This window comes from Empedobacter sp. 225-1, from assembly GCF_030328185.1.
GTDB lineage: Bacteria > Bacteroidota > Bacteroidia > Flavobacteriales > Weeksellaceae > Empedobacter > Empedobacter stercoris.
Genome location: NZ_JACALO010000025.1, coordinates 16,980 through 38,535, shown reverse-complemented (window position 1 = coordinate 38,535; position 21,556 = coordinate 16,980). Strand labels below are relative to the sequence as shown.

General features: G+C 32.5%; 18 protein-coding genes. 8 read left to right on the top strand and 10 right to left on the bottom strand.

What is annotated here, in order from left to right:
- Positions 1–79: 79 nt before the first annotated feature.
- Both aspS and HX088_RS08725 read right to left on the bottom strand, forming a co-directional pair.
- Positions 80–1,837, bottom strand: a complete 1,758-nt coding sequence (aspS, locus tag HX088_RS08730; RefSeq protein ID WP_171622296.1) for an aspartate--tRNA ligase — start codon at positions 1,835–1,837, stop codon at positions 80–82.
- A 121-nt stretch (positions 1,838–1,958) separates the two neighbouring features.
- Complete coding sequence (locus tag HX088_RS08725) at positions 1,959–3,866, bottom strand: amino acid permease (protein WP_286483947.1); 1,908 nt, start codon at positions 3,864–3,866, stop codon at positions 1,959–1,961.
- Between the two features lie 140 nt (positions 3,867–4,006).
- On the opposite strand from HX088_RS08725, the gene HX088_RS08720 reads away from it, so the two are divergent.
- The 4 genes from HX088_RS08720 to HX088_RS08705 all read left to right on the top strand — a co-directional run bounded on the left by HX088_RS08720 (position 4,007) and on the right by HX088_RS08705 (position 9,992).
- Positions 4,007–5,032 carry a M28 family peptidase gene (locus HX088_RS08720; protein WP_171622294.1) on the top strand — a complete coding sequence of 342 codons (1,026 nt, stop codon included), beginning with the start codon at positions 4,007–4,009 and terminating at the stop codon, positions 5,030–5,032.
- Positions 5,033–5,333: 301 nt separating this feature from the next.
- Positions 5,334–6,824, top strand: coding sequence for an aminoacyl-histidine dipeptidase (locus HX088_RS08715; protein ID WP_188319870.1), 1,491 nt, complete (start codon positions 5,334–5,336; stop codon positions 6,822–6,824).
- Between the two features lie 180 nt (positions 6,825–7,004).
- Positions 7,005–9,167 carry a S46 family peptidase gene (locus HX088_RS08710; RefSeq protein ID WP_286483946.1) on the top strand — a complete coding sequence of 721 codons (2,163 nt, stop codon included), beginning with the start codon at positions 7,005–7,007 and terminating at the stop codon, positions 9,165–9,167.
- A 93-nt stretch (positions 9,168–9,260) separates the two neighbouring features.
- Positions 9,261–9,992 carry an MBL fold metallo-hydrolase gene (locus tag HX088_RS08705; RefSeq protein WP_286483945.1) on the top strand — a complete coding sequence of 244 codons (732 nt, stop codon included), beginning with the start codon at positions 9,261–9,263 and terminating at the stop codon, positions 9,990–9,992.
- Between the two features lie 35 nt (positions 9,993–10,027).
- Here the strand turns inward: HX088_RS08705 and HX088_RS08700 are convergent, their stop codons facing one another.
- The 3 genes from HX088_RS08700 to HX088_RS08690 are packed head-to-tail and all read right to left on the bottom strand — an operon-like array spanning position 10,028 to position 13,077.
- On the bottom strand, positions 10,028–10,255 hold the full coding sequence (locus HX088_RS08700) for a DUF6814 family protein (protein ID WP_171622290.1): 228 nt from the start codon (positions 10,253–10,255) through the stop codon (positions 10,028–10,030).
- Positions 10,256–10,268: 13 nt separating this feature from the next.
- Entirely contained in the window at positions 10,269–11,801 is a 1,533-nt protein-coding gene (locus tag HX088_RS08695; RefSeq protein WP_225539414.1) for an MFS transporter, read from the bottom strand.
- Positions 11,802–11,844: 43 nt separating this feature from the next.
- The gene (locus HX088_RS08690; protein WP_171622288.1) at positions 11,845–13,077 is read right to left on the bottom strand and encodes a hypothetical protein; all 1,233 of its coding nucleotides are present in this window, start codon (positions 13,075–13,077) and stop codon (positions 11,845–11,847) included.
- 399 nt (positions 13,078–13,476) lie between these two features.
- Between HX088_RS08690 and HX088_RS08685 the strand changes: the two genes are divergently transcribed.
- On the top strand, positions 13,477–14,268 hold the full coding sequence (locus HX088_RS08685; protein WP_260543560.1) for a cobalamin-binding protein: 792 nt from the start codon (positions 13,477–13,479) through the stop codon (positions 14,266–14,268).
- A 229-nt stretch (positions 14,269–14,497) separates the two neighbouring features.
- Here HX088_RS08685 and HX088_RS08680 read toward each other — a convergent pair whose 3' ends face one another.
- Complete coding sequence (locus HX088_RS08680) at positions 14,498–15,010, bottom strand: gamma carbonic anhydrase family protein (protein ID WP_260543561.1); 513 nt, start codon at positions 15,008–15,010, stop codon at positions 14,498–14,500.
- Positions 15,011–15,066: 56 nt separating this feature from the next.
- Here HX088_RS08680 and HX088_RS08675 point away from each other — a divergent pair, with 56 nt between their 5' ends.
- Positions 15,067–15,951, top strand: coding sequence for a NifU family protein (locus tag HX088_RS08675; RefSeq protein WP_396127092.1), 885 nt, complete (start codon positions 15,067–15,069; stop codon positions 15,949–15,951).
- Positions 15,952–16,021: 70 nt separating this feature from the next.
- On the opposite strand, the gene HX088_RS08670 is transcribed toward HX088_RS08675, so the two are convergent.
- The 4 genes from HX088_RS08670 to HX088_RS08655 all read right to left on the bottom strand — a co-directional run bounded on the left by HX088_RS08670 (position 16,022) and on the right by HX088_RS08655 (position 19,916).
- Positions 16,022–17,311, bottom strand: a complete 1,290-nt coding sequence (locus tag HX088_RS08670) for an acetyl-CoA hydrolase/transferase family protein (protein ID WP_502875137.1) — start codon at positions 17,309–17,311, stop codon at positions 16,022–16,024.
- A gap of 105 nt (positions 17,312–17,416) precedes the next feature.
- Entirely contained in the window at positions 17,417–17,992 is a 576-nt protein-coding gene (locus tag HX088_RS08665; RefSeq protein WP_225532371.1) for a hypothetical protein, read from the bottom strand.
- 83 nt (positions 17,993–18,075) lie between these two features.
- A complete protein-coding gene (locus tag HX088_RS08660; protein ID WP_286483943.1) occupies positions 18,076–18,858 on the bottom strand; it encodes a hypothetical protein in 783 nt (260 codons plus the stop codon).
- 38 nt (positions 18,859–18,896) lie between these two features.
- Complete coding sequence (locus HX088_RS08655) at positions 18,897–19,916, bottom strand: isoaspartyl peptidase/L-asparaginase family protein (protein ID WP_286483942.1); 1,020 nt, start codon at positions 19,914–19,916, stop codon at positions 18,897–18,899.
- Positions 19,917–20,032: 116 nt separating this feature from the next.
- On the opposite strand from HX088_RS08655, the gene HX088_RS08650 reads away from it, so the two are divergent.
- Positions 20,033–21,070, top strand: a complete 1,038-nt coding sequence (locus tag HX088_RS08650; RefSeq protein WP_286483941.1) for an AI-2E family transporter — start codon at positions 20,033–20,035, stop codon at positions 21,068–21,070.
- Positions 21,071–21,088: 18 nt separating this feature from the next.
- Positions 21,089–21,520 carry an acyl-CoA thioesterase gene (locus HX088_RS08645; protein WP_260543577.1) on the top strand — a complete coding sequence of 144 codons (432 nt, stop codon included), beginning with the start codon at positions 21,089–21,091 and terminating at the stop codon, positions 21,518–21,520.
- Positions 21,521–21,556 lie beyond the last annotated feature (36 nt).

The window sequence follows — 21,556 nt, the reverse complement described above, 5'->3', positions numbered from 1 at the left end:
TAAATTGTTTTTAAATTTTCAATAAAAAAGGTCTAAAATGTAAACATTTTAGACCTTTTTTTATACTGATATTCTCTAATTACTTGTGTGTAAAAGTAGATGTGATATTTAATTCGTCCATTTGAGTTTGATCAATTGGAGATGGTGCATCAATCATCACATCACGACCTGAATTATTTTTCGGGAACGCAATATAATCACGAATTGTTTCTGATCCATCTAAGATTGATACAAAACGGTCAAATCCAAATGCTAAACCTCCATGAGGTGGCGCTCCATATTTGAAAGCATTCATTAAGAATCCAAATTGAGCTTCTGCTTGTTCAGGTGTAAATCCTAATAATTCGAACATTCTTGCTTGTACTTCTTTATCAAAAATACGGATAGAACCTCCACCAATTTCATTACCATTTAGCACTAAATCATAGGCATTTGCACGCACTTCTCCTGGATTAGTAGCAATCAAATCCATATCTTCTGGTTTAGGAGAAGTAAATGGGTGATGCATGGCGTGGTAACGTTCAGATTCCTCATCCCATTCTAATAAAGGGAAATCGACAACCCATAAAGGTGCAAAAACATCCGGATTACGTAATCCTAAACGTTCAGCAATTTCCATACGTAAAGCAGATAATTGCGCACGAACTTTGTTTGCATTTCCAGACATCACTAACATTAAATCGCCTGGTTTTGCATTCATTCGTTCAGCCCAAGCGGATAAATCTTCTTGCGAATAAAATTTATCAACAGAAGACTTGAATGTTCCATCTTCATTGTAACGTACCCAAACTAAACCAGTTGCGCCAACTTGTGGACGTTTTACCCACTCGATTAACTTATCAATCTCTTTACGTGTATAAGAATTACATCCTTCGGCAGCGATACCCACGATTAATTCTTGCTCATCAAAGATTTTGAAATCATGACCTTTTGCTAAATCAGTAATTTCTCCGAATTCCATTCCGAAACGGATATCAGGTTTATCATTTCCATAACGACGCATTGCATCAGCAAATGTCATACGCGGAAATTCTCCAAATTCTAAACCTTTGAAGGTATGTAATAAATGTTTGGCTAAACCTTCAAAAACATTCATAATATCTTCTTGCTCAACGAATGACATTTCACAGTCAATTTGAGTAAATTCTGGTTGACGGTCTGCACGTAAATCTTCGTCACGGAAACATTTAACAATTTGGAAATATTTATCTAAACCTCCTACCATTAACAATTGTTTGAACGTTTGAGGAGATTGTGGCAATGCGTAAAATTCACCTGGATTCATACGAGATGGTACAACAAAATCACGTGCACCTTCTGGTGTAGATTTAATCAAAACTGGTGTTTCAACTTCAACAAAATCTTGCGCATCTAAATATTTACGAACTTCCTGAGCAACTTTAGAACGGAAGATTAATTTATTTTTAACTGGATTACGACGAATATCCAAATAACGATATTTCATACGAATATCTTCTCCACCATCCGTATTATCTTCAATCGTGAATGGAGGTAATGCAGATTCATTTAAAATCGTGATATTTTCTGCTAAAATTTCGATATTTCCTGTTGGAATATTTGGATTTTTTGAAGCTCTTTCGATCACTGTTCCTGTTACTTGAATTACGAACTCGCGTCCTAACTGACGAGCAGTTTCAAATAATTCTTTTGAAGAACGTTCTTCGTCTAAGATGATTTGAGTGATTCCGTAACGGTCACGTAAATCGATCCACATCATAAAACCTTTATCACGTAAAGTTGATACCCAACCGCTTAACGTAACTTTTTCATTAATGTTGGCTTGTGTTAATTCACCACAAGTATGAGTTCTAAACATTTGTCGTCAAATTTATTGAACAAAGGTAAAGTTTTGAGTCGAAATAAAGAAGTTATCTAACTTTTTTGAGCAAATAAATTCAATAAAAAAAACGATTCAAGATTGAATCGCTTTTATCAAATTATGATTTCTGGTTTTTCAACTTACTATGTTTATAACCGTAAGTAAAATAAATTGTTAAACCTATTGCAATCCACACCAAGAAAATCATCCAGTTTTTTAACCCTAACTGCGCCATCATATAAAAACAACACAACATACCTGCTAATGGAATGATAGAAGTTCTTTTGAAAAACGTTCGGATGACCATAAAAACATAAATGAATAAGAAAATCACCATTGGAATTTTGTGTTTAAAAACATCCCAACCTTTCTCCATTTTCTTTTCTTCGTAAACAGGTAATTTTTCAATTGTAGATTTGTATTCTTCTGCTGATAAACTCGCTAAATAATCATCCAAATATTCTACCTCATCTCCAGTCAAACTATTAATTGTTGAATAAGAATCTTTTAATTCCTTTGGTGTTAACGAACCAACAAATTGCTCAATAGGCATAACTTGTGGTTCATTTGTAAAGAAACTAACTGTGTCTTCCTTGAATGTCGTTGCGCATAAAAATACAATCACGGCCGTAACAATTGGCATAACAAATTTAGCATCTATAAAAGGTGTTTTGAAATTACCTCTTATTGCATTTGGATCTGCATCCATCTTTAAAACAGCAGCACAAACTAAAACAAAAGCAAATAAAGTTCCGATCGAACAGGCGTCTACAACCAACTCTAAATCTGTAAACAAAATTGGAACACCAACTACAAATCCTGTGAAAATTGTTGCAAAAGATGGTGTTTTAAATTTTGGGTGAATGGTAGAAAATTTCTTTGGTAATAAACCATCTCTGGACATTGTCATCCAAATACGTGGTTGTCCAATTTGAAATACGATAAACACACTCGCCATTGCTACCACAGCTGAAAAAGCAATAATTCCGGCGAGCCATTTTAGGTCTTTAATTTTATCAAAAACATAAGCTAATGGATCACCAACATTTAATTCAGAATAATGCACCATTCCTGTAATCACCAAGGCGATCAACACATATAAAATGGTACAAATAATAATTGAAGCAAAAATACCACGAGGTAAATCTCGTTTCGGATCTTTACACTCTTCCGCAGTCGTACTAATCGCATCAAACCCAATATAGGCATAGAAAACAGATGAAACACCAGCTAAAACACCTCCTACTCCATTTGGTGCGAATGGATCCCAATTATCTGGATTCACATAAAAAGCTCCAACAACAATCACTAATAAGACAACAGCTAATTTTAAAACAACCATTGCATTACTTGCTTTTCGAGATTCGTTAATTCCACGATAGACCAAGGCAGTAATCAAAAAAGTGATGACTAATGCAGGAATATCCACTACCATGTTAAATCCTAAATAAGGAGCATCTTTAAATGCTAAATATTTTGGAATTTCTTGTGCATAAGCTGAATTTGCTATCCCTTCTAAAGTTTTACCTTTTGCCAATTCATTCGAAACAAATTCAAAACCTTCTTTTGCTGTAAAGTAGTCCATTGTCATCCATTCAGGTAAATGTATTCCCAATCCGGAGAGCAAGGTGGTAAAATAATCACTCCACGAGATGGCGAGTACAATATTTCCAATTGCATATTCCATAATCAATGCCCAACCAATTACCCAAGCAAACAACTCACCAAACGCAACATAGCTATATGTGTAAGCACTTCCGGAAACTGGAACTAATGAAGCAAATTCGGCATAGGCAAAAGCAGTAAAACCACATGCAATAGCCGTAAATATAAATAAGAAGATAACTGCTGGACCGCCTTCGTAGCTTGCTCGACCAATGGTACTAAAAATACCAGCTCCAACAATTGCGGCGATACCAAAACCTGTTAAATCTCGAACACCTAAGGTTCTTTTCATTGTAGCAGTATTCTTCGCTGATTCTGCTAAAATAGATTCTACAGATTTTTTTCTGAATAATTGTGACATAATTTATTTAAAAACGGGCAAATATAAAAAAGACAAACCCAAAAACGGATAGAATCCGTATAAATATTGGTTTTTTATTCAGATTTTCTTTTTTATTCTGCTTGGTTAGATTAATTTTAAATTTAATTCAAAAAATTTACATGAAACAATTTTTATTTGCAATTGCTATAGCGGCGACGTTAGTAAGTTGTGATTCTACAAAACCAATTTCACAAGAGAAATACCAAAAAAGTCTGGTAAAATATACAGATAAAGTTTCTGAAGCCGAACTAAAAAAACAGTTATACATCATTGCTGCTCCTGATATGGAAGGTAGAAATGCAGGAACTGAAGGAGAAATAAAAGCGGGGAATTATATTTCGAATTATTACAAAGAATTAGGAATTAATGGACCAAATAATAATTATTTCCAAATTATTCCTGCTGGAACTTTTAATCGTGTAAAAGGTCAAATGCGTAATGTAATGGGATTCATCGAAGGAGCTGAAAAGCCAGAAGAAATCGTTGTTATTTCTGCACATTATGATCACGACGGAATTAAAGATGGAAAATTATATCCTGGTGCTGATGATGATGGTTCTGGAACTGTTGCTGTGATGGAAATTGGTCGTATTTTCCGCGAAGCTGAGAAGAAAGGAATTCGTCCAAAACGTTCGGTTCTTTTGTTGCATGTTTCAGGTGAAGAAAAAGGATTGTTAGGTTCTAAATATTATTCAGATCACCCAATTTATCCTTTAGAAAACACGATTGCAAATGTTAATATTGATATGATTGGTCGTGTAGATTATGAGCATAATGAGAAAACAAGAGATTTTGTGTATGTAATTGGTTCTGAAATGCTATCGTCAGATTTGCACAAAGCTGTTTTAGCAGCAAACGAAGGTTTAGGAATTAATTTGGATATGCGCTACAATACACCAGACGATCCAAATCGTTTCTATTACCGTTCTGACCATTATAATTTTGCAAAACATAACATACCGTCTGTATTCTTTTTTAATGGCGTTCACGATGATTACCACAAACCAGGCGATACACCAGATAAAATTGAATATGATTTGTTGACGCGTCGCACAAAATTAGCGTTCAATACAATTTGGATTTTAGCAAATGCTGAAAATAGACCAGTTGTAGACAAAGAATCGCCAATGCCTTCGACAAGATAATTAAAAACTATTATATAATAATAAAAAAGGAAGCTTCTCGTTGTGTAATGAGAAGCTTCTTGTTGTGTAACAGCAAGGCAAAACTTATTTGCGCCCTACTTACCAATAGTTATAAACTTGCCTTTGTTATACTTTTATTTTAGTGTTTTTACTAATCAAATCAAGCTTCTGACCATTATAAAAAATAGTATAAAATGAATGATTGATGCAACGTTAACTTTATAAAATAAATTTAAAACTTCTTTCATAAAACTATATTGTCTCAATTCCGTAACTTTGGAGAACAATAAAAAAACGAACAATGAATAACGATATTCTTAATTTGGAACCAAAAGCAATCTGGAAAAACTTCTCAGCATTGAACTCAGTTCCAAGACCTTCTAAAAAAGAAGAAAAAGTACGTCAGTTCATCATCAAATTTGGTGAAGATTTAGGTTTACCTGTCGAAACGGACGAAGTAGGAAATGTTTTAATCAAAAAAGCAGCTTATCCAGGAATGGAAGACCGTAAAACAGTTGTGATGCAATCGCACTTGGATATGGTTTGTCAAAAAAATAACGATGTAGAATTTGATTTCGACACACAAGGAATCGAAATGTACATTGAAGACGAGAAGTTTGTAACGGCAAACGGTACAACTTTAGGTGCAGATAATGGAATTGGAGTTGCGACAATTATGTCTATTTTAGAATCGAAAGATATTCCTCATCCAGCTATTGAAGCATTCTTTACAATTGACGAAGAAACGGGCATGACAGGTGCTTTAGGATTGAAAGCTGGTTTTTTATCTGGTAAAATTTTGTTGAATTTAGATACAGAAGAAGATGATGAATTAGACATTGGTTGTGCTGGTGGAGTTGATGTAACCGCTACAAAATCATATACTGCTGAAACAGCAAACGGAACCGCTTTTACTTTAACTTTAAAAGGTTTGAACGGAGGTCACTCTGGAATGCAAATTCACGAAGGTTTAGGAAATTCAAACAAATTAATTGCTCGTTTGTTAAATGCTGGAACCGAGTTTGGTTTACAAATTGCGCATATGGAAGGTGGAAGTTTACGTAACGCTATTCCTCGCGAATCATGGGCGACAATTGTAATTCCTACAGACAAAGTAGATGCTTTCAAGGCTGCATACGAAACTTTAAGAGCCGAAATCATCGAAGAATACGAAACAAAAGAGCCTAAAATGGTGATTACCTTAGAGTCTACTGATACTACTTCTGCAATGTCAGCGCAAGAATCTAAAGTTTTTATCCAAACTGTGATGGCTGCTTTCAATGGTGTTTACAGAATGAGTCCAGACGTTGAAGGTTTAGTCGAAACATCTAATAATGTTGCACGCGTAGAAATTATCGAGGGTAATATTCGTATTTTATGTTTAACTCGTTCTTCTGTAGAATCAGGTAAAGAAGCATTGGCTCAAACCTTAAAAGCTGGATTCGAATTAGGAGGTTTTGATGTCAATTTTTCTGGCTCATATCCTGGTTGGAAAGCCAATACTCATTCAGAAATTTTAGAAGTTTTAAAAGAAATTTATATCAAACAAAATGGTGAAGAACCAAAAGTTGTGGCATGTCATGCTGGATTAGAATGTGGGATTATTGGTACAAATTATCCTGGTTTGGATATGATTTCATTTGGTCCAAATATTTCGGGAGCACATTCACCTGATGAAAGAGTTGAAATCGTATCAGTTCAAAAATTCTGGAAGTATTTATTGGAGATTTTAAAAGAAATTCCAAATGATGGTCCAGTTGATTACAGCTGTGCAAATTCAAAAAACATTTAGTTTAAGGTATTAAAATAGATCAAAAGCCACTTTACAGTGGCTTTTTTATTACCTATATAATTAATTAATCTATTATTTATTCAAAAAACCACAATAAAAGATGATTAAATTAACAAAGATTAGGACAACTACAGATAATCAATTATTTTAGCATTTCGTAAAATTGAAGACTAACAAATAATGAAAAAATTTTTATTATCCACTCTCTTAGTGGTTATGCTTTTTCCTTTTAAAGTGAAAGCTGACGAAGGAATGTGGTTTTTGATGTTCATCGAACGTCTGAATCACCGTGATATGGAAAAACAAGGGTTACAATTAACTTCAGAAGAAATCTATAGTATCAACAACAACTCTTTAAAAGATGCTATTGTTCAATTTGGTGGTGGATGTACTGCTGAAATGGTATCTGGTCAAGGTTTAGTTTTGACAAACCACCATTGTGGTTATGGTGCAATTGCTGAATTATCTGCTCCTGAACACGATTATTTAAAAGATGGTTTTTGGGCTAAGGATAAAGCTGCTGAGTTAAAACCAAAAAACTTAAAAGTACGTTTTTTCGTTCGTATGGATGATGTTTCTAAACGTATTTTAGGTGTTGTGAACGATAAAATGTCTGAGTTAGATCGTGAAAAAGCAATTAACCAAGAGATTGCTAAAATTGAAAAAGAAAACAGCGAAAATGGGAAATATGTTGTTTCTGTTCGTTCATTCTTCCAAGGAAACGAATATTACTACTTCGTTTACCAAGATTATGAAGATGTACGTTTAGTAGGAACACCTCCAAGCTCTATTGGTAAATTTGGTGGAGACACAGACAACTGGGAATGGCCTCGTCACACAGGAGATTTTGCAATGTTCCGTGTATATGGTGACAAAGATGGAAATCCTGCGGCTTACTCTACTTCAAACAAGCCATTACAACCAAAACATCATTTACCTGTATCTTTAAAAGGTTACCAACCAGATGATTTTGCTATGATTTTGGGTTATCCAGGTCGTACAAACCGTTGGATGCCAGCTCAAGGTGTAGCTCAAAATGTTGAGTTCGCTTATCCTGCATGGGTAGAAGCTTCAAAAGTAACAATGGATCAAATGAAAAAATATATGGATCAAAATCAAAAAGTTAATATTGATTATGCATCTAAATATGCTGGAGTTGCGAACTATTGGAAAAACCGTGATGGTATGATTGAAGCATTAAAACTTCATGGAACAGTTGCGAAAAAAACAAAAGAAGAAGAAAAATTCAATAAATGGGCTCAAAAAGGAGCTAACAAAGCTGAATATGGTAATGTTGTTTCTAATTTGAATGATTATTATGCGAAAACAAATTTAGATGCTCGTCATAACAATTACATCAATATTTTATTACGCTATTCTACTTTAGCAAGTGCACCATACTCTATCGGTAAAGCGTTAGAAAATTATGCGGCTGCAAATGATGCAAAACGCAATGAAATGCGCCCTCGTATTCAGAATGCGATCAATGCATACTATGAAAAAATGTACTTGCCTTTAGAAAAAGATTTATTGGCTGCTCAATTAAATCTTTATACTTCTAAAGCAAATGAAGCGGGATTAGCACCTTATGTTGCTGATTTAGCAAAACAAAATAACAACAATTTTACTGCTTTTGTAAACGATGCTGTTGAAAGAAGTTTCTTCGCTGATCAAAAACAAGTTGAGAATTTCTTAATCTCTCCAGATGTAGAAGTATTGAAAAAAGATCCATTATATGTTTTATCAAACGCTTTAGTAGAAAGAGCTTCTAAGCAAACAGATGAGCAAGCGAAATTAAATGATGTTTATTCTAAAAACTTCCGTTTATTGGTAAAAGGTTTACGTGAGTCTAAAATCGGAAATATCTTATATCCTGATGCAAACTCTACGTTACGTTTAACGTACGGATCTATCCAAAATTTACCAAAAAGTACAAATCCAAAACGTCAACCAGACGTTGCATCTAACTACTTTACAACTTTAGAAGGTACAGTTGCAAAACACATCCCTGGTGACGAAGAATTCGAAAATCCACAACGTTTATTAGATTTGGCTAAAGCTAAAGATTATGGACAATATGCGGATAAAGACGGATACTTACACGTAAACTTCTTATCAAACAATGATATTACAGGAGGTAACTCAGGTTCTCCAGTAATGAATGGGAAAGGTGAATTAATCGGTATTGCATTTGATGGAAACATCGAAGCAATGGCTGGTGATGTTATTTTCGATCCTAAATTACAACGTACGATATCTGTAGATATTCGTTATGTTTTATGGGTTGTTGATAAATTTGCTGGAGCAAAACATATTGTTGATGAAATGACAATTGTAAAATAAATTACAACAATCATATCGCTTAAGGCTTCCGTTTTGGAAGCCTTTTTTGTGGTGATAATTTAAACAAATACCTTTGTAAAAAGTTTTAAAAAAATGAAAGTTATTCCACTATTTGAAGGAGTTTATCATGTAGATGAAAATAAGGAATTTCAATTTAAAAGTCAAGATATAATCGAGGGCAAACCAGAAAGTGGTTATTATTTAAACGTTCGTCCTTTTTTGGTTCAGGTTGCAGACGATAATATTTTGATTGATACAGGTTTTGGAGGAGAAATAGATTGCGAACCTATTGTACTTAGGAAGTTGCGCGAACATCATATTGAGCCCAATCAAATTACAAAAGTATTGATTTCACACCTGCATAAAGACCATGCAAATGGATTAGGAAATTGGGTTGGTGAACAATTTGTATGTAATTTTCCGAATGCTCTTATTTACATTCAACAACGTGAATATGATTACGCAATTTCTCAAACAAATAATTCGTATAATTACGAACATCTAGAAAAACTAAAATCATTCAAGAACATTATTTGGATGAATAAAAATCAAGGTCAAATATCAAATCAAGTTGAATTTGAACTCACAGGTGGACATGTTCCTTTTCAACAAGTTTTCTGGATTAAAGAAAATGATGAAACTGTTTTTTATGGAGCTGATAATTTACCTCAATTAAATTATCTTAGATATCATGCAGCTTTCAAAAATGATATTGATGGTATAAAAGCAATGGAAGATCGTTTGCGTTGGGAAGTTGAAGCTAAGAAAAAACATTGGACGATTCTTTTCTATCATGGAAAACGGACAGCTACAAATAAATTTTAATAAAAAAGTCAGGTAAGTTACCTGACTTTATTAACTTATAGTTTTTCCTCACTATATTCTCCAATTAATGCATAATAGCCAAATAAAGCCATTCCAAAAACTATAATTGGAGTCAAAACAAAGAGTATAATAATTCCAAAAACCAAATCATCTTGAGAACCTGATGTTAATTTTGGAATTCCAAATTCCATAATACAAAAGTATGCCACAACGAGTGATAACGCGATCCATACAATTCCTAATATTTTTTTAAGTATTTCCATTTTGTATTTTTTTTTAATTCACATTTCTATCTTTGTTACTAATATAAATTGCTCCAATTATAAAACATACTGCAGCAATACCAATAGGATACCAAAGTCCTTCTAAATAAAATTGAGGATCACCATTGTTCTTTGCATTTGTAACTAAATACGTAGAAACTGCGGGTAATAAACCACCAAATATTCCATTTCCGACATGATAAGGCAACGACATTGATGTATAACGAATTTTGACTGGAAACATTTCTACTAAAAATGCTGCTATAGGTCCATATACCATTGTAATAAACACGATTTGTATCCAAATTAAACCAATTAATTTCCATTTATTACCGCTTGTAATATGCGTTGTTCTTTTTACAATTTCACTTACTTTACCATCTACAATCTTCGCTTGTCCATTTTCTAAATGACGTATAGTCACTTGTTTATACGTTGTGCCATCTGTAAACGACTGATTAAGAGTATAAATAGAATCCGTAACTTCGCCATTCACTTTCATTTCTGCTTCGTGCTTTGTATCTGCTACTATTTCTTGTTTATTTTCTAAATTAGAAGTTTGATACATTGATTCGTAAATTGGACGATACGAAAAGACAGCTAAAATCATCCCTATTAACATCACCCATTTTCGACCTACCTTATCACTTAACCAACCAAATACAACAAAAAAAGGAGTTCCAAATAACAATGCTATTCCTAACAATGAATCAACTTGATTTGAATCTACATTCATAACAGTTTTCATATAGCTCATCGAATAAAATTGTCCCGTATACCAAACAACACCTTGTCCCATTACCGCACCAAAAAGAGCTAATAGTACGAATTTCATATTATAGCGGTTACCAAATGATTCTTTCAAAGGATTTTTAGATGTCGTTCCTTCATCTTTTGCCTTTTTAAAAGCAGGAGACTCGTCCATATTTTTTCGGATTATATAAGAAACATATACCATAAAAATAGATAAAACAAATGGCACCCTCCATCCCCATAAATCAAACTGTTCTTCAGAAAGAACTGATTTAGTTAATAAAATAACCAATAGCGATACAAACAAACCAATTGTAGCAGTTGTCTGTATCCAAGAAGTCCAATAACCTCTTTGTCCATCTGGAGCATGTTCGGCTACATATGTCGCAGCACCACCATACTCACCACCTAAAGCCAAACCTTGTAATAAACGTAATATTAAAACCAATAATGGTGCAAGAAAACCTATTGTTTCATAAGAAGGTATACAACCAATCAAGAAAGTAGCACCTCCCATCAAAATTAGAGTTGCCATAAAGGTATATTTTCGACCAATTATATCTCCTAATCTACCAAAAAATAAGGCTCCAAATGGACGAACTACAAAACCAGCTGCAAATGTTGCAAGAGTAGAAAGAAAGGCTGCGGTAGGATTTTCTGCAGGGAAAAATTTTGTGGAAATAACAACTGCAAGACTTCCAAAAATAAAGAAATCATACCATTCGATCAAAGTTCCCATAGAGGAAGCTCCAATCACTTTCCAGATTGTTTTTTTACTTGTTGTTTCACTCATAAATTTTGTTTTTTTTTGTGTTAATTATAGTTATAGTGTTATTTTATAATAATATCATTGCTTGTAGTGTGATCATATCATCCATATGTTTTGGTTGATCGAAAGATTTTTGGTATTCAACTGATATTTTTGCATTCTGCCCATCGATGTACCAATTGCCACCAATTTTAAATTCATTTGCAGGTTTTACTAACCCTTTAAAATCTCGATATGAATACCCTACATAAGGTTGAATTCTATTGCGAAATTTCCCCTCTCCTTCTTTAATATTTTTAGGTAAAAGATAACCAACATGACCAGAGAATTGACTACCATCACCTACAACATTCCCCTGAACATAAGCATCTCCCATATCAGAATATTGATATTTTGTATAAGCAGTAATAGAAGAAGATTGTCCAATTGGCGCATCATAAAAAGCATCAACTGCAAGATGTGTAACATTTTCTCCTATCAAATTATCATGCTCTTTTTTTACAATTGCATTACTTTGATTAAAAAATCCTGCTCCAATATTAAACACTTTTTTTGTTCCTAAATAAGTTCCTACACGATAAGGTAATGCATTCGATTCTTGATCAAGAAATTGATAATCAAAATAACCTGAAACAGCATATTTCCCTTCACCAAGTAAAGCTTTACCTAAGTATTTTTCTTGTCCATTCTCTAAAATTGAATTCGAATTTCCATCCAACGTATTTGTAATTGCATCGCTTAATGCTAAACGGTAATTTAATTTTCCTACACGTCCTTTTGCAAAAACCCCTAAATGATTTGAAAATTGATCTGACAAACCAAGTGTAGCCCAATCTGCGCGATTATTATCTAACATTAACATATTAATAGATCCTTGAGCATTACCTCGAGAAATCCCTCCAAAATTATGTACTCCTGCCCCTAACGCTAAGTTATTTGTGACTTTATATTGTAAAAACATTTCGTGTAAAAAAAATGAAACATCAGAACTCTTTCCAACTGGAGAAAGATTATTGTCGTAAATTCCATTTGCACCAAAATGAGTTAAGATCATAAAACGATCATTAATTTGTGAATAAGCCAAGACACGAGCTCTTTTAATCGAAAATCCATCATTCGCATGTTTTCCTTCGTAATCCTGAAACCAAGTTTGTCCCCATAAAATAAAGCGAACATATTTGTTTCCTTCTGGATTCAGTTTAACCACTAAACCTCCATCATACTCCGAAGCATATTGCGCTTTTGTATGCGATAATCCAATGGTTAATAAAATGCTAATGGCCAAAATATTTTTCTTCATGATATAATAATTAGGTGTTAATTTTACAATAGTTATGATTAAATATTTTCAAAACACAAAACCTTAACTTTATCTAAAATAATATGTTGAAAAATAAAAATATCATATTTTTCAAAAAAATGAATGATTTTATTAATAGTGTAATTAAGACACTAGTATTTTTTAGAAATCCTTAAAAAAAAATGATAAAAAAGTTTAAATTAATAATTAACGATCTTCATTTTCTTAAATTTTTTTAAAAAAGACGATAAAAATTTAAATGATTTTTATTTAATCAAGAAGCAAATAATTTCATTTTTATTAAAATCGAATCAAAAATTTATAAATTCTATCTAATTGCTACTATTATAATCAATTTGTAAATATTCAAATTCTCTACTTATATTTATAAAAAAACGAATGTTTATAAATCGATACCCTCAACGCATTGTTTGCTTAACAGAAGAAGGAACCGAAATTTTGTATACTATTAACGAACAACATCGTTTGGTGGGTATTAGCGGCTTTACTTATCGACCACCACAAGCACGAAAAGAAAAACCAAAAGTTTCAACTTTTTTAGATGCAAAATTTGAAGAAATTATTGAACTTAAGCCTGATTTAGTTATTGGATATTCAGATTTACAAGCAGATATTGCTGCTGAATTAATTCGAAGAGGAATTAATGTTTTAATTTTTAACCACCGAACAGTTGAAGAAATTTTAAATATGATTCTTCAATTTACTTCATTAATTGGTTGTCAAGACAAAGGAATAAAATTAGTTGAATCGTATGAAAAACGAATCGAAACAATAAAAAAACAAGCTTCTCTTCTTCCCTATCAACCAACTGTTTTCTTCGAAGAATGGGACGAGCCAATTATTTCTGGAAGTGCTTGGGTAAATGATTTGATAGAAATTGCTGGTGGAAAATTAGCTTTTCCTGAACTTAAAAATAAAGCATTAGCAAAAGATCGAATTTTATTGGATAAACAAGTGATTGAACGAAATCCTGAAATTATTATTGGGTCTTGGTGTGGTAAGATGTTTAAACCCGAAAAAGTAGAACAACGAATAGGTTTCGAAAAAATAAAAGCTGTGCAGAATAATCATTTATATGAAATAAAATCTGAGTTGATTTTGCAACCTGGTCCTGCTGCTTTAACAGATGGTTTGGACGAAATTGTACAGATAATTAACAATTATAAATAAAAAAATTCTGCTAAAGGCGTGATTTTAATTATTGCATTACATTAGAAAATCATCAAAATAGGAAAATAGACATATCACCACGTAGCACTAATTTTTCACAGAACTATAACTAATAAAGATTTTCAAACTTTTATTTATCGAACTGAAAATCACCTCACTTATCTTTACCAACAATTTAATTAAAATAGAAAAAGTAGCCCGATAAAGACTACTTTTTTTTGACAATTTTTTATTTATACCAACTACTATACATCAAATAATTATTTGCAATACGTTCAATTTCGCCTTCTTTTAATTCTTTCGGGACATCTTTTACTTTTTTTGCAGGAATTCCAGCCCATAACTCACCTTCTTTAACATGTGTACCTTTGGTTAAAATAGCTCCCGCTGCTATCAACGAATTAGACTCTACAATACAATCATCCATCACAATTGCTCCCATTCCAATCAAAACATTGTCATGAATAGTACATCCATGCACGATTGCATTATGTCCAATCGAAACATTATTCCCTATAATCGTCGGAGATTTTTGATACGTGGCATGTATCGTAGCGTTATCTTGAATATTCACTTTATTACCCATTTTTATAAAATGAACATCTCCACGTACCACAGCAGAAAACCAAATTGAGCAATCATCGCCCATTTCTACCTCACCTACAACCACTGCGTTATCCGCTAAAAAGCAGTTTTTACCGAACTTTGGTGCATGTCCATTTAATTCTTTAATTATTGCCATAACAAAATCTATAATTCTTATGATAAAGATACATTTTTATAGTGTATTTTTGTACTATTATGAGAGTATACGAAGAAATTACACCAAATAATAATGTGATGAAGTTTGTTTGTGACGAGACTTTAACACAAGGTGGCGTTGAATTCGATAAAGAATCTACAGCTACCGAATCTCCTTTAGCGCAAGTTTTATTGACTATACCATTTATTCAAAAAATATTTATCACTGCAAATTTTGTCGCGATAGAAAAAATAGATGCAGTTGATTGGGCTGATGTTACAGAAGATTTGAAAGAAATTATCAATGAACATTTAGAAGAAAACGCAATTTTAATGCCGATGAAAAAGGCTCCCATTTCTATTTATGCAGAAATGACGCCAAATCCTGCGGCAATGAAATTTGTTTCAAATTCTATGTTAGCTCCAGAAATCATCGAAATAAAATCGAAAGAAAAAGCTGCTGGAGTTCCTTTAGCTGTTGCGATTTACAAAGAATATCCTTTTGTAGAGGAAGTATTTATTGTTGATAATTATGTTTCTTTAACGAAAAACGAATCAGAAGATTGGTCGCTTTGGGCAATGGATGTTCGCTCGTTTATCACAAACTATTTACAAGCTGGAGGTCCTGTTTTTGATGAATTTTATGAATTCACAACAGAAGTACCAGAGCATATTGTTGTAAAATCTGCTGAAGAATTTTCTTCTGTTGAACAACAAATCAAAGCTATTTTGGACGAATATGTTCAACCTGCTGTAGCAAATGACGGTGGTAATATCGAATTAATTGAGTTTGATGAAGAAACACGTACTGCTAAAATGTTGTTACAAGGCGCTTGTTCGGGCTGTCCTTCTTCTACAGCAACACTTAAAAATGGTATCGAAGGAATTTTAAAACAAATGATGCCTGACGTTGTGGATAACGTTGAAGCTGTAAACGGATAAAATTAAATATTTTTTAATCTGAAATCAATAAAGCCTTCTGATTAGAAGGCTTTATTGATTTTTCTAAAGTTTAATTAGAAAGCGCTTCATAATATTCTCTTTCTATTTGTTCTCTAAAATTTGGATGCGCAATTTCTACCATTGCTTTTACACGTTGTTTAATATTTTTTCCAAATAAATTTGCTACTCCATATTCTGTTACAACGTAGTTTACGTGAGCTCTTGTTGATACTACTCCTGCTCCATGTTTCAGAAATGGAACAATTTTATTTGCTCCTTTAACTGTTGTTGATGTTAAGGCAATAATTGATTTCCCTCCTTTACTTAAAGAAGATCCATAAATAAAATCAACTTGCCCTCCTACACCAGAAAATATTTTTGTTCCGATTGAATCAGCACTTACTTGTCCAGTTACATCAACTTCGATAGCGGAATTAATCGAAACCATTCGGTTATTCTGGCTAATTTTGATTGGATCATTTGTAAAAGATGCATCACGCATTTCTATTGCTGGGTTATCATCAATAAAATCATATAACAATTGAGAACCATGTACCAAAGTTGATACAATTTTCCCTTTCAACAATTTTTTATGTTCACCTGTAATTACACCAGATTTTACTAAAGGAACAATTCCATCTGAAAATAACTCAGTATGAATTCCTAAACCTTTATGATTCTTCAAATTATTTAAAACTGCATTTGGAATAGAACCAATCCCTAATTGCAAACAACTTTTATCTTCAATCAATTCAGCAATATAACTTCCTATTCTGGCTTCTTCTGTCGTTATATTTCCGTTATCCAAAACATCTAATAATTGATGATGCTCTACTAAATGGGTGATTTTTGATATATGAATAATCCCATCACCAAATGTTCTTGGCATATGTTTATTCACTTGCGAAATAACCACACGAGATGTTTCTATGGCTGCTTTAATGTTCTCGACAGACGTTCCCAAAGAACAAAATCCGTGGGCATCAGGTTCAGAAATCTGAATCAGTACAACATCAATCGTAAGTTCCGTTTTAATCACTTTTGCCATTTCACTAAAAGAAATTGGCAAATAAGAACCATTCCCTTCTTTTATGGTGTGACGAACATTGGCTCCTAAAAAAAAAGAATTGACAAAAAAAGAATCTCTATAAGCAGGATTTGCATATTCTGCTGCACCTGTCGTATAAATATGACAAAACTCTACATCTCTCAATTCATGTGCCCTCTTCGATAATTCTGTCACCAAAATTGTTGGTGTAGCAGCTGCTGCATGAACGTAAACACGATCACCAGATTTTATTTCTTTCACTGCTTCTGTTGCAGAAGTATATTTCATAAGTAGATTTTTATTATAGTGCAAAAGTAAGCTCTTGTGAACTTTATAAAAAACGATTTTTTTCAGCAAAATCTAATCAAATTTTATACCTAATCATTCATTATTTAACAAAGCAGAAGGTTTATTGATTTATTCATCAAAAAAATCGATAGAACGACGATAATTATATAAAAATAAACGTCTGCGAGCTTCTAAATCATTAACTCGAATAGATGAGATATCATCAATCTGAAAATACAATGACCCCTCATCTGTTCCTTCAGAACCGATACATTTCAGCTCAAAATCATCTTCTGTTAAATTTCGGACAAAGCCTGAAAAACGACTATTGTTGTTAAATTGTAATCGCGAAACGTATTCTGTTTGATTACAAATTTCTCCTAAAATTTGATTCATCCAATTATCTTCGCTTGTTGCTGAAAATGTCACGGTATTTTCTTCATCCAAATCGGTATGATGCTCCTTCAAATAATTTAAACATTTACAATAATCATCGACATCAATTCGGCTAATTTTGAAATAAGGTTCAATTAAAATTCCATCTTTTTTACCGAACTTCGAAATATGTTGCATCGTAAAAAATTCATCATTAAAATCTAAAATATAACCTGCCCAAAAATTATCTCCTTCTGGATCATTGTATATGGCGATAATAGATTGATTTTCTTTCGAATTTTGTAAAATTTTATAAAAATTAGAGTTCATATTCTTTTGGTTAAAAACTGAAAATACGAATCTTTTGTACATAAAAAAAGGTTCTTGAGAATTCAAGAACCTTTTCATTATGATTAATTCGCCTTTCTTAAAATAACCGCCTCATAACTTAATGACTGCCAATCTCCTTTTTGCAACTGATCTAATTTCATTTTTTTATAGATATTTTCTTCACCCGCAACTGTCATAGTAAACTGCGTGCGATCTAAAATATTTTTTTCTGATAAAGAATAATTAATATCAAACTTCTTTTTTGTTGATTTTTCTACTATCGGTTTTAGATATTCGATTGCATTTTCTGGCGTTTTGAATTGTTCGTTAACAGGAAACTGAACTTCAAAATAACCTTCATATGTAAAATCAGGTTCAGTAACAATCAAATTATAAGGATCTGCAAATAAAGCTGGACGTTGTTTTTGATATTCTTTTTCGTTTTTATATTGTCGCTTTTCTTCTTTATAAATTAACGGATACTTTTCTGCAAGAACTGCTAATTTATCTGCATCATAAGAATATGGAATTCCATCGTGAAAAGTGTTGTATAAAGCTGGATTCACTAACCATTGATCAACAATTTTTTTATCTTTCACCATGTAGATCATCAGCCCATTCTCTTGCGCTTGAAAAGTTGATGATTGATACCCGTATTCAAGAAGATATTTTGCTAACTGAATTGCAGCTGAATTTTCTAACATAAAGTTAAATTTCTCATAGGCTTTGGATTCATCATTCAAAGGAGCCATTCCATAAACTTTAGTGGAAGCATCTACATTTTGATCATTAATCATTGATGTTACTTGAGCTGTTGCAACATTAGAAAGTGCAATTGTAGCTGTAAGCAAAATTTGTTTTATCATTATTGTTTTTCTTTTAATTATAAAAATGAGTTTCAAATTTATTGATAAATTTCGATAGTTATCTTACCCGATTGCGTAATACTTCCGCGATACATGCCTGCGGTATTAAAAGGAAAACTTGCTTGACCATTTTTATCTAAAATAATCATACCTCCATCACCACCTAATTGACCAATTTTTTTGATGACCTTATCTCCTGCTTGTTTGGAAGAAAGTTTTTTATATTCCATTAATGCAGCCACATCATACGCTGCTACAGCTTTTATAAAATACTCGCCCCAACCTGTACTCGAAATACCAACTTCACTGTTTGCATAGGTTCCAGCACCAATAATTGGAGAATCTCCAACACGACCAAAACGTTTATTTGTCATACCTCCTGTTGAAGTTCCCGCAGCAATATGACCTTTTTGATCTAATGCAACTGCACCAACAGTTCCAAACTTTTCGTCAACAAAATTAAATGGTACATAAGCCTGTGTTTTGGCATCATGATCCAATTCCATTTTATCTTTATCTTTTTCGATTACTTTTTGCAAAGAATTCCAACGCTCTTCTGTTTTGAAATAACTTGGATCAACCAATTCTAAGCCTTGCTTTTGAGCAAATTCTTCTGCCCCTTTTCCAACCATCATCACATGTGCAGAATTTCGTAAAACTGTTTTAGCTGCTGTAATAGGATTTTTGATTGTCGTAACTCCAGCCACAGCACCAGCTTGCATTGTATGTCCAAGCATCAAAGAAGCATCCATTTCATTCTTGCCTTCATGTGTAAAAACCGCTCCTTTTCCTGCATTAAATAATGGCGAATCTTCCATCACTTTTATGGCTTCTATAACAGCTTCTTCACTTTCTCCTCCTTTTTTTATAACTTCAAAACCTTTCGTTAAAGATTCTGTTAATGCTTCTCGGTAAGCTTTTTCTTTTTCAGCTGTCATATATTTTTTCAGAATTGTTCCAGCTCCACCATGTATTACTAACACAACTTTGTCTTGTTTTGATTGTGCAGAAACAGAAATTGTCAAAACAGACAAGATTAAACCAACTATTTTTTTCATGTGTAAAATTTTATTCAATGCTTAAAAATAAAAAAGTTTACAGAAAATAACTATTTTTAGCATTGATTTTGATACATACAAAATATCAATAACCGTTATTAAACAATAAGTCACCTATGAACTCACAAAAACATTATCTTTCTAATAATATTTTATTACAATTAGCATTTATTGCAGTTATACTTTTAGTTTTTGGGTTAATATCTAAAAATCTTTTGGCTTTTTTCCCTGGATTTCTTGGCGCTTTATGCTTGTATGTACTTCTTCTAAATCCTTTACAATGGTTGGTTAAAGAAAAAAAATGGAACAAATTAGTAAGTGTAATTTTACTAATGATTAGTAGTGCTATTTTAATTATTGGTCCATTGTATTTATTGATTCAAATGCTGACGAATAAAGTAATGGTTTTATTAAATGATACAGTTCAAATTAAAAAAGATGTCAATAAAATCATTGAAATGTTACAAACAAAATTTCATATTGATGTATTTAGCGCAACAAATATTGAAAAAATTACACAAGTCGGTGGAAAATTATTAGAAAAAACCCTGAATGCCTCTATGGATATGACAGTGCAATTAGGTGTTGCATTTCTTATTCTATACTTTATGTTAATGAATCATCAGAAACTTGAAAACTGGTTTTACTCAGCAATTCCTTTTAAAACAAGCAACCTTAAACGAATGAATACTGATTTAAAAGATTTGGTAATTTCTAACGCTATTGGAATGCCTTTGACAGCGTTTATACAAGCCGTAATTGCTTACATTGGATACTTAATATTTGGTGTAGACGATGCATTTACTTGGTTTGTTTTAACCATTTTTGCTGCAATGTTACCCGTCGTAGGAGCTGCATTAATCTACGTTCCTTTAGCTTTATTTTTACTTGCAAGTGGAGAAACAGGACACGCAATTGGATTATTGATTTACTGTTTTGTAGTGGTAGGACTTTCTGACAATTTGATTCGTTTAGTTTTACAAAAAAAGATGGCAGATGTTCATCCATTAATTACTATTTTTGGAGTAATCGTTGGTTTAAATCTTTTCGGATTTATCGGAATTATTTTCGGACCAATCTTATTTTCTGTATTCTTTTGGTTAGTAAAATTGTATCGATACGAATTTATTGATCCAAATCCCGAAGACAATTAATACAAAACCCAATAATAAATGAACTTAGAAAACTTTAAATTCTTTAAACCCTTAGAACCTCGTTGGAGTGATTTTGATCCAATTGGTCACGTAAATAATGTGTTTTATTTCGAGTATTTTCAAATTGGTCGCGCCTATTATATGCAGGCTTCAAGCAAAAAGTGGCAATGGACACGACATATGTTTGTGATTGCTCACATGGAAGCGAATTATCAAATAGAATTGCGTCCTAATGCTTTAGAACCACGTATTGGCGTTCGTGTATCGAAATTAGGAAACAAAAGTTTTGATTTCGAATATATCGTAACAAGTAAAAATGAAAACGGGGAAGATTTGATTCATTGTACCGGAAAAAGTACACAAGTAATGTACGATATGGAAGCAAAAAAATCAATGGAATTACCTGATTGGGTAAAAAATGATTTTAAAAATTACGAAGGTAATCTTTAAAAAAATCAATAAAATTTTAACAGTAGTTAATTCTTT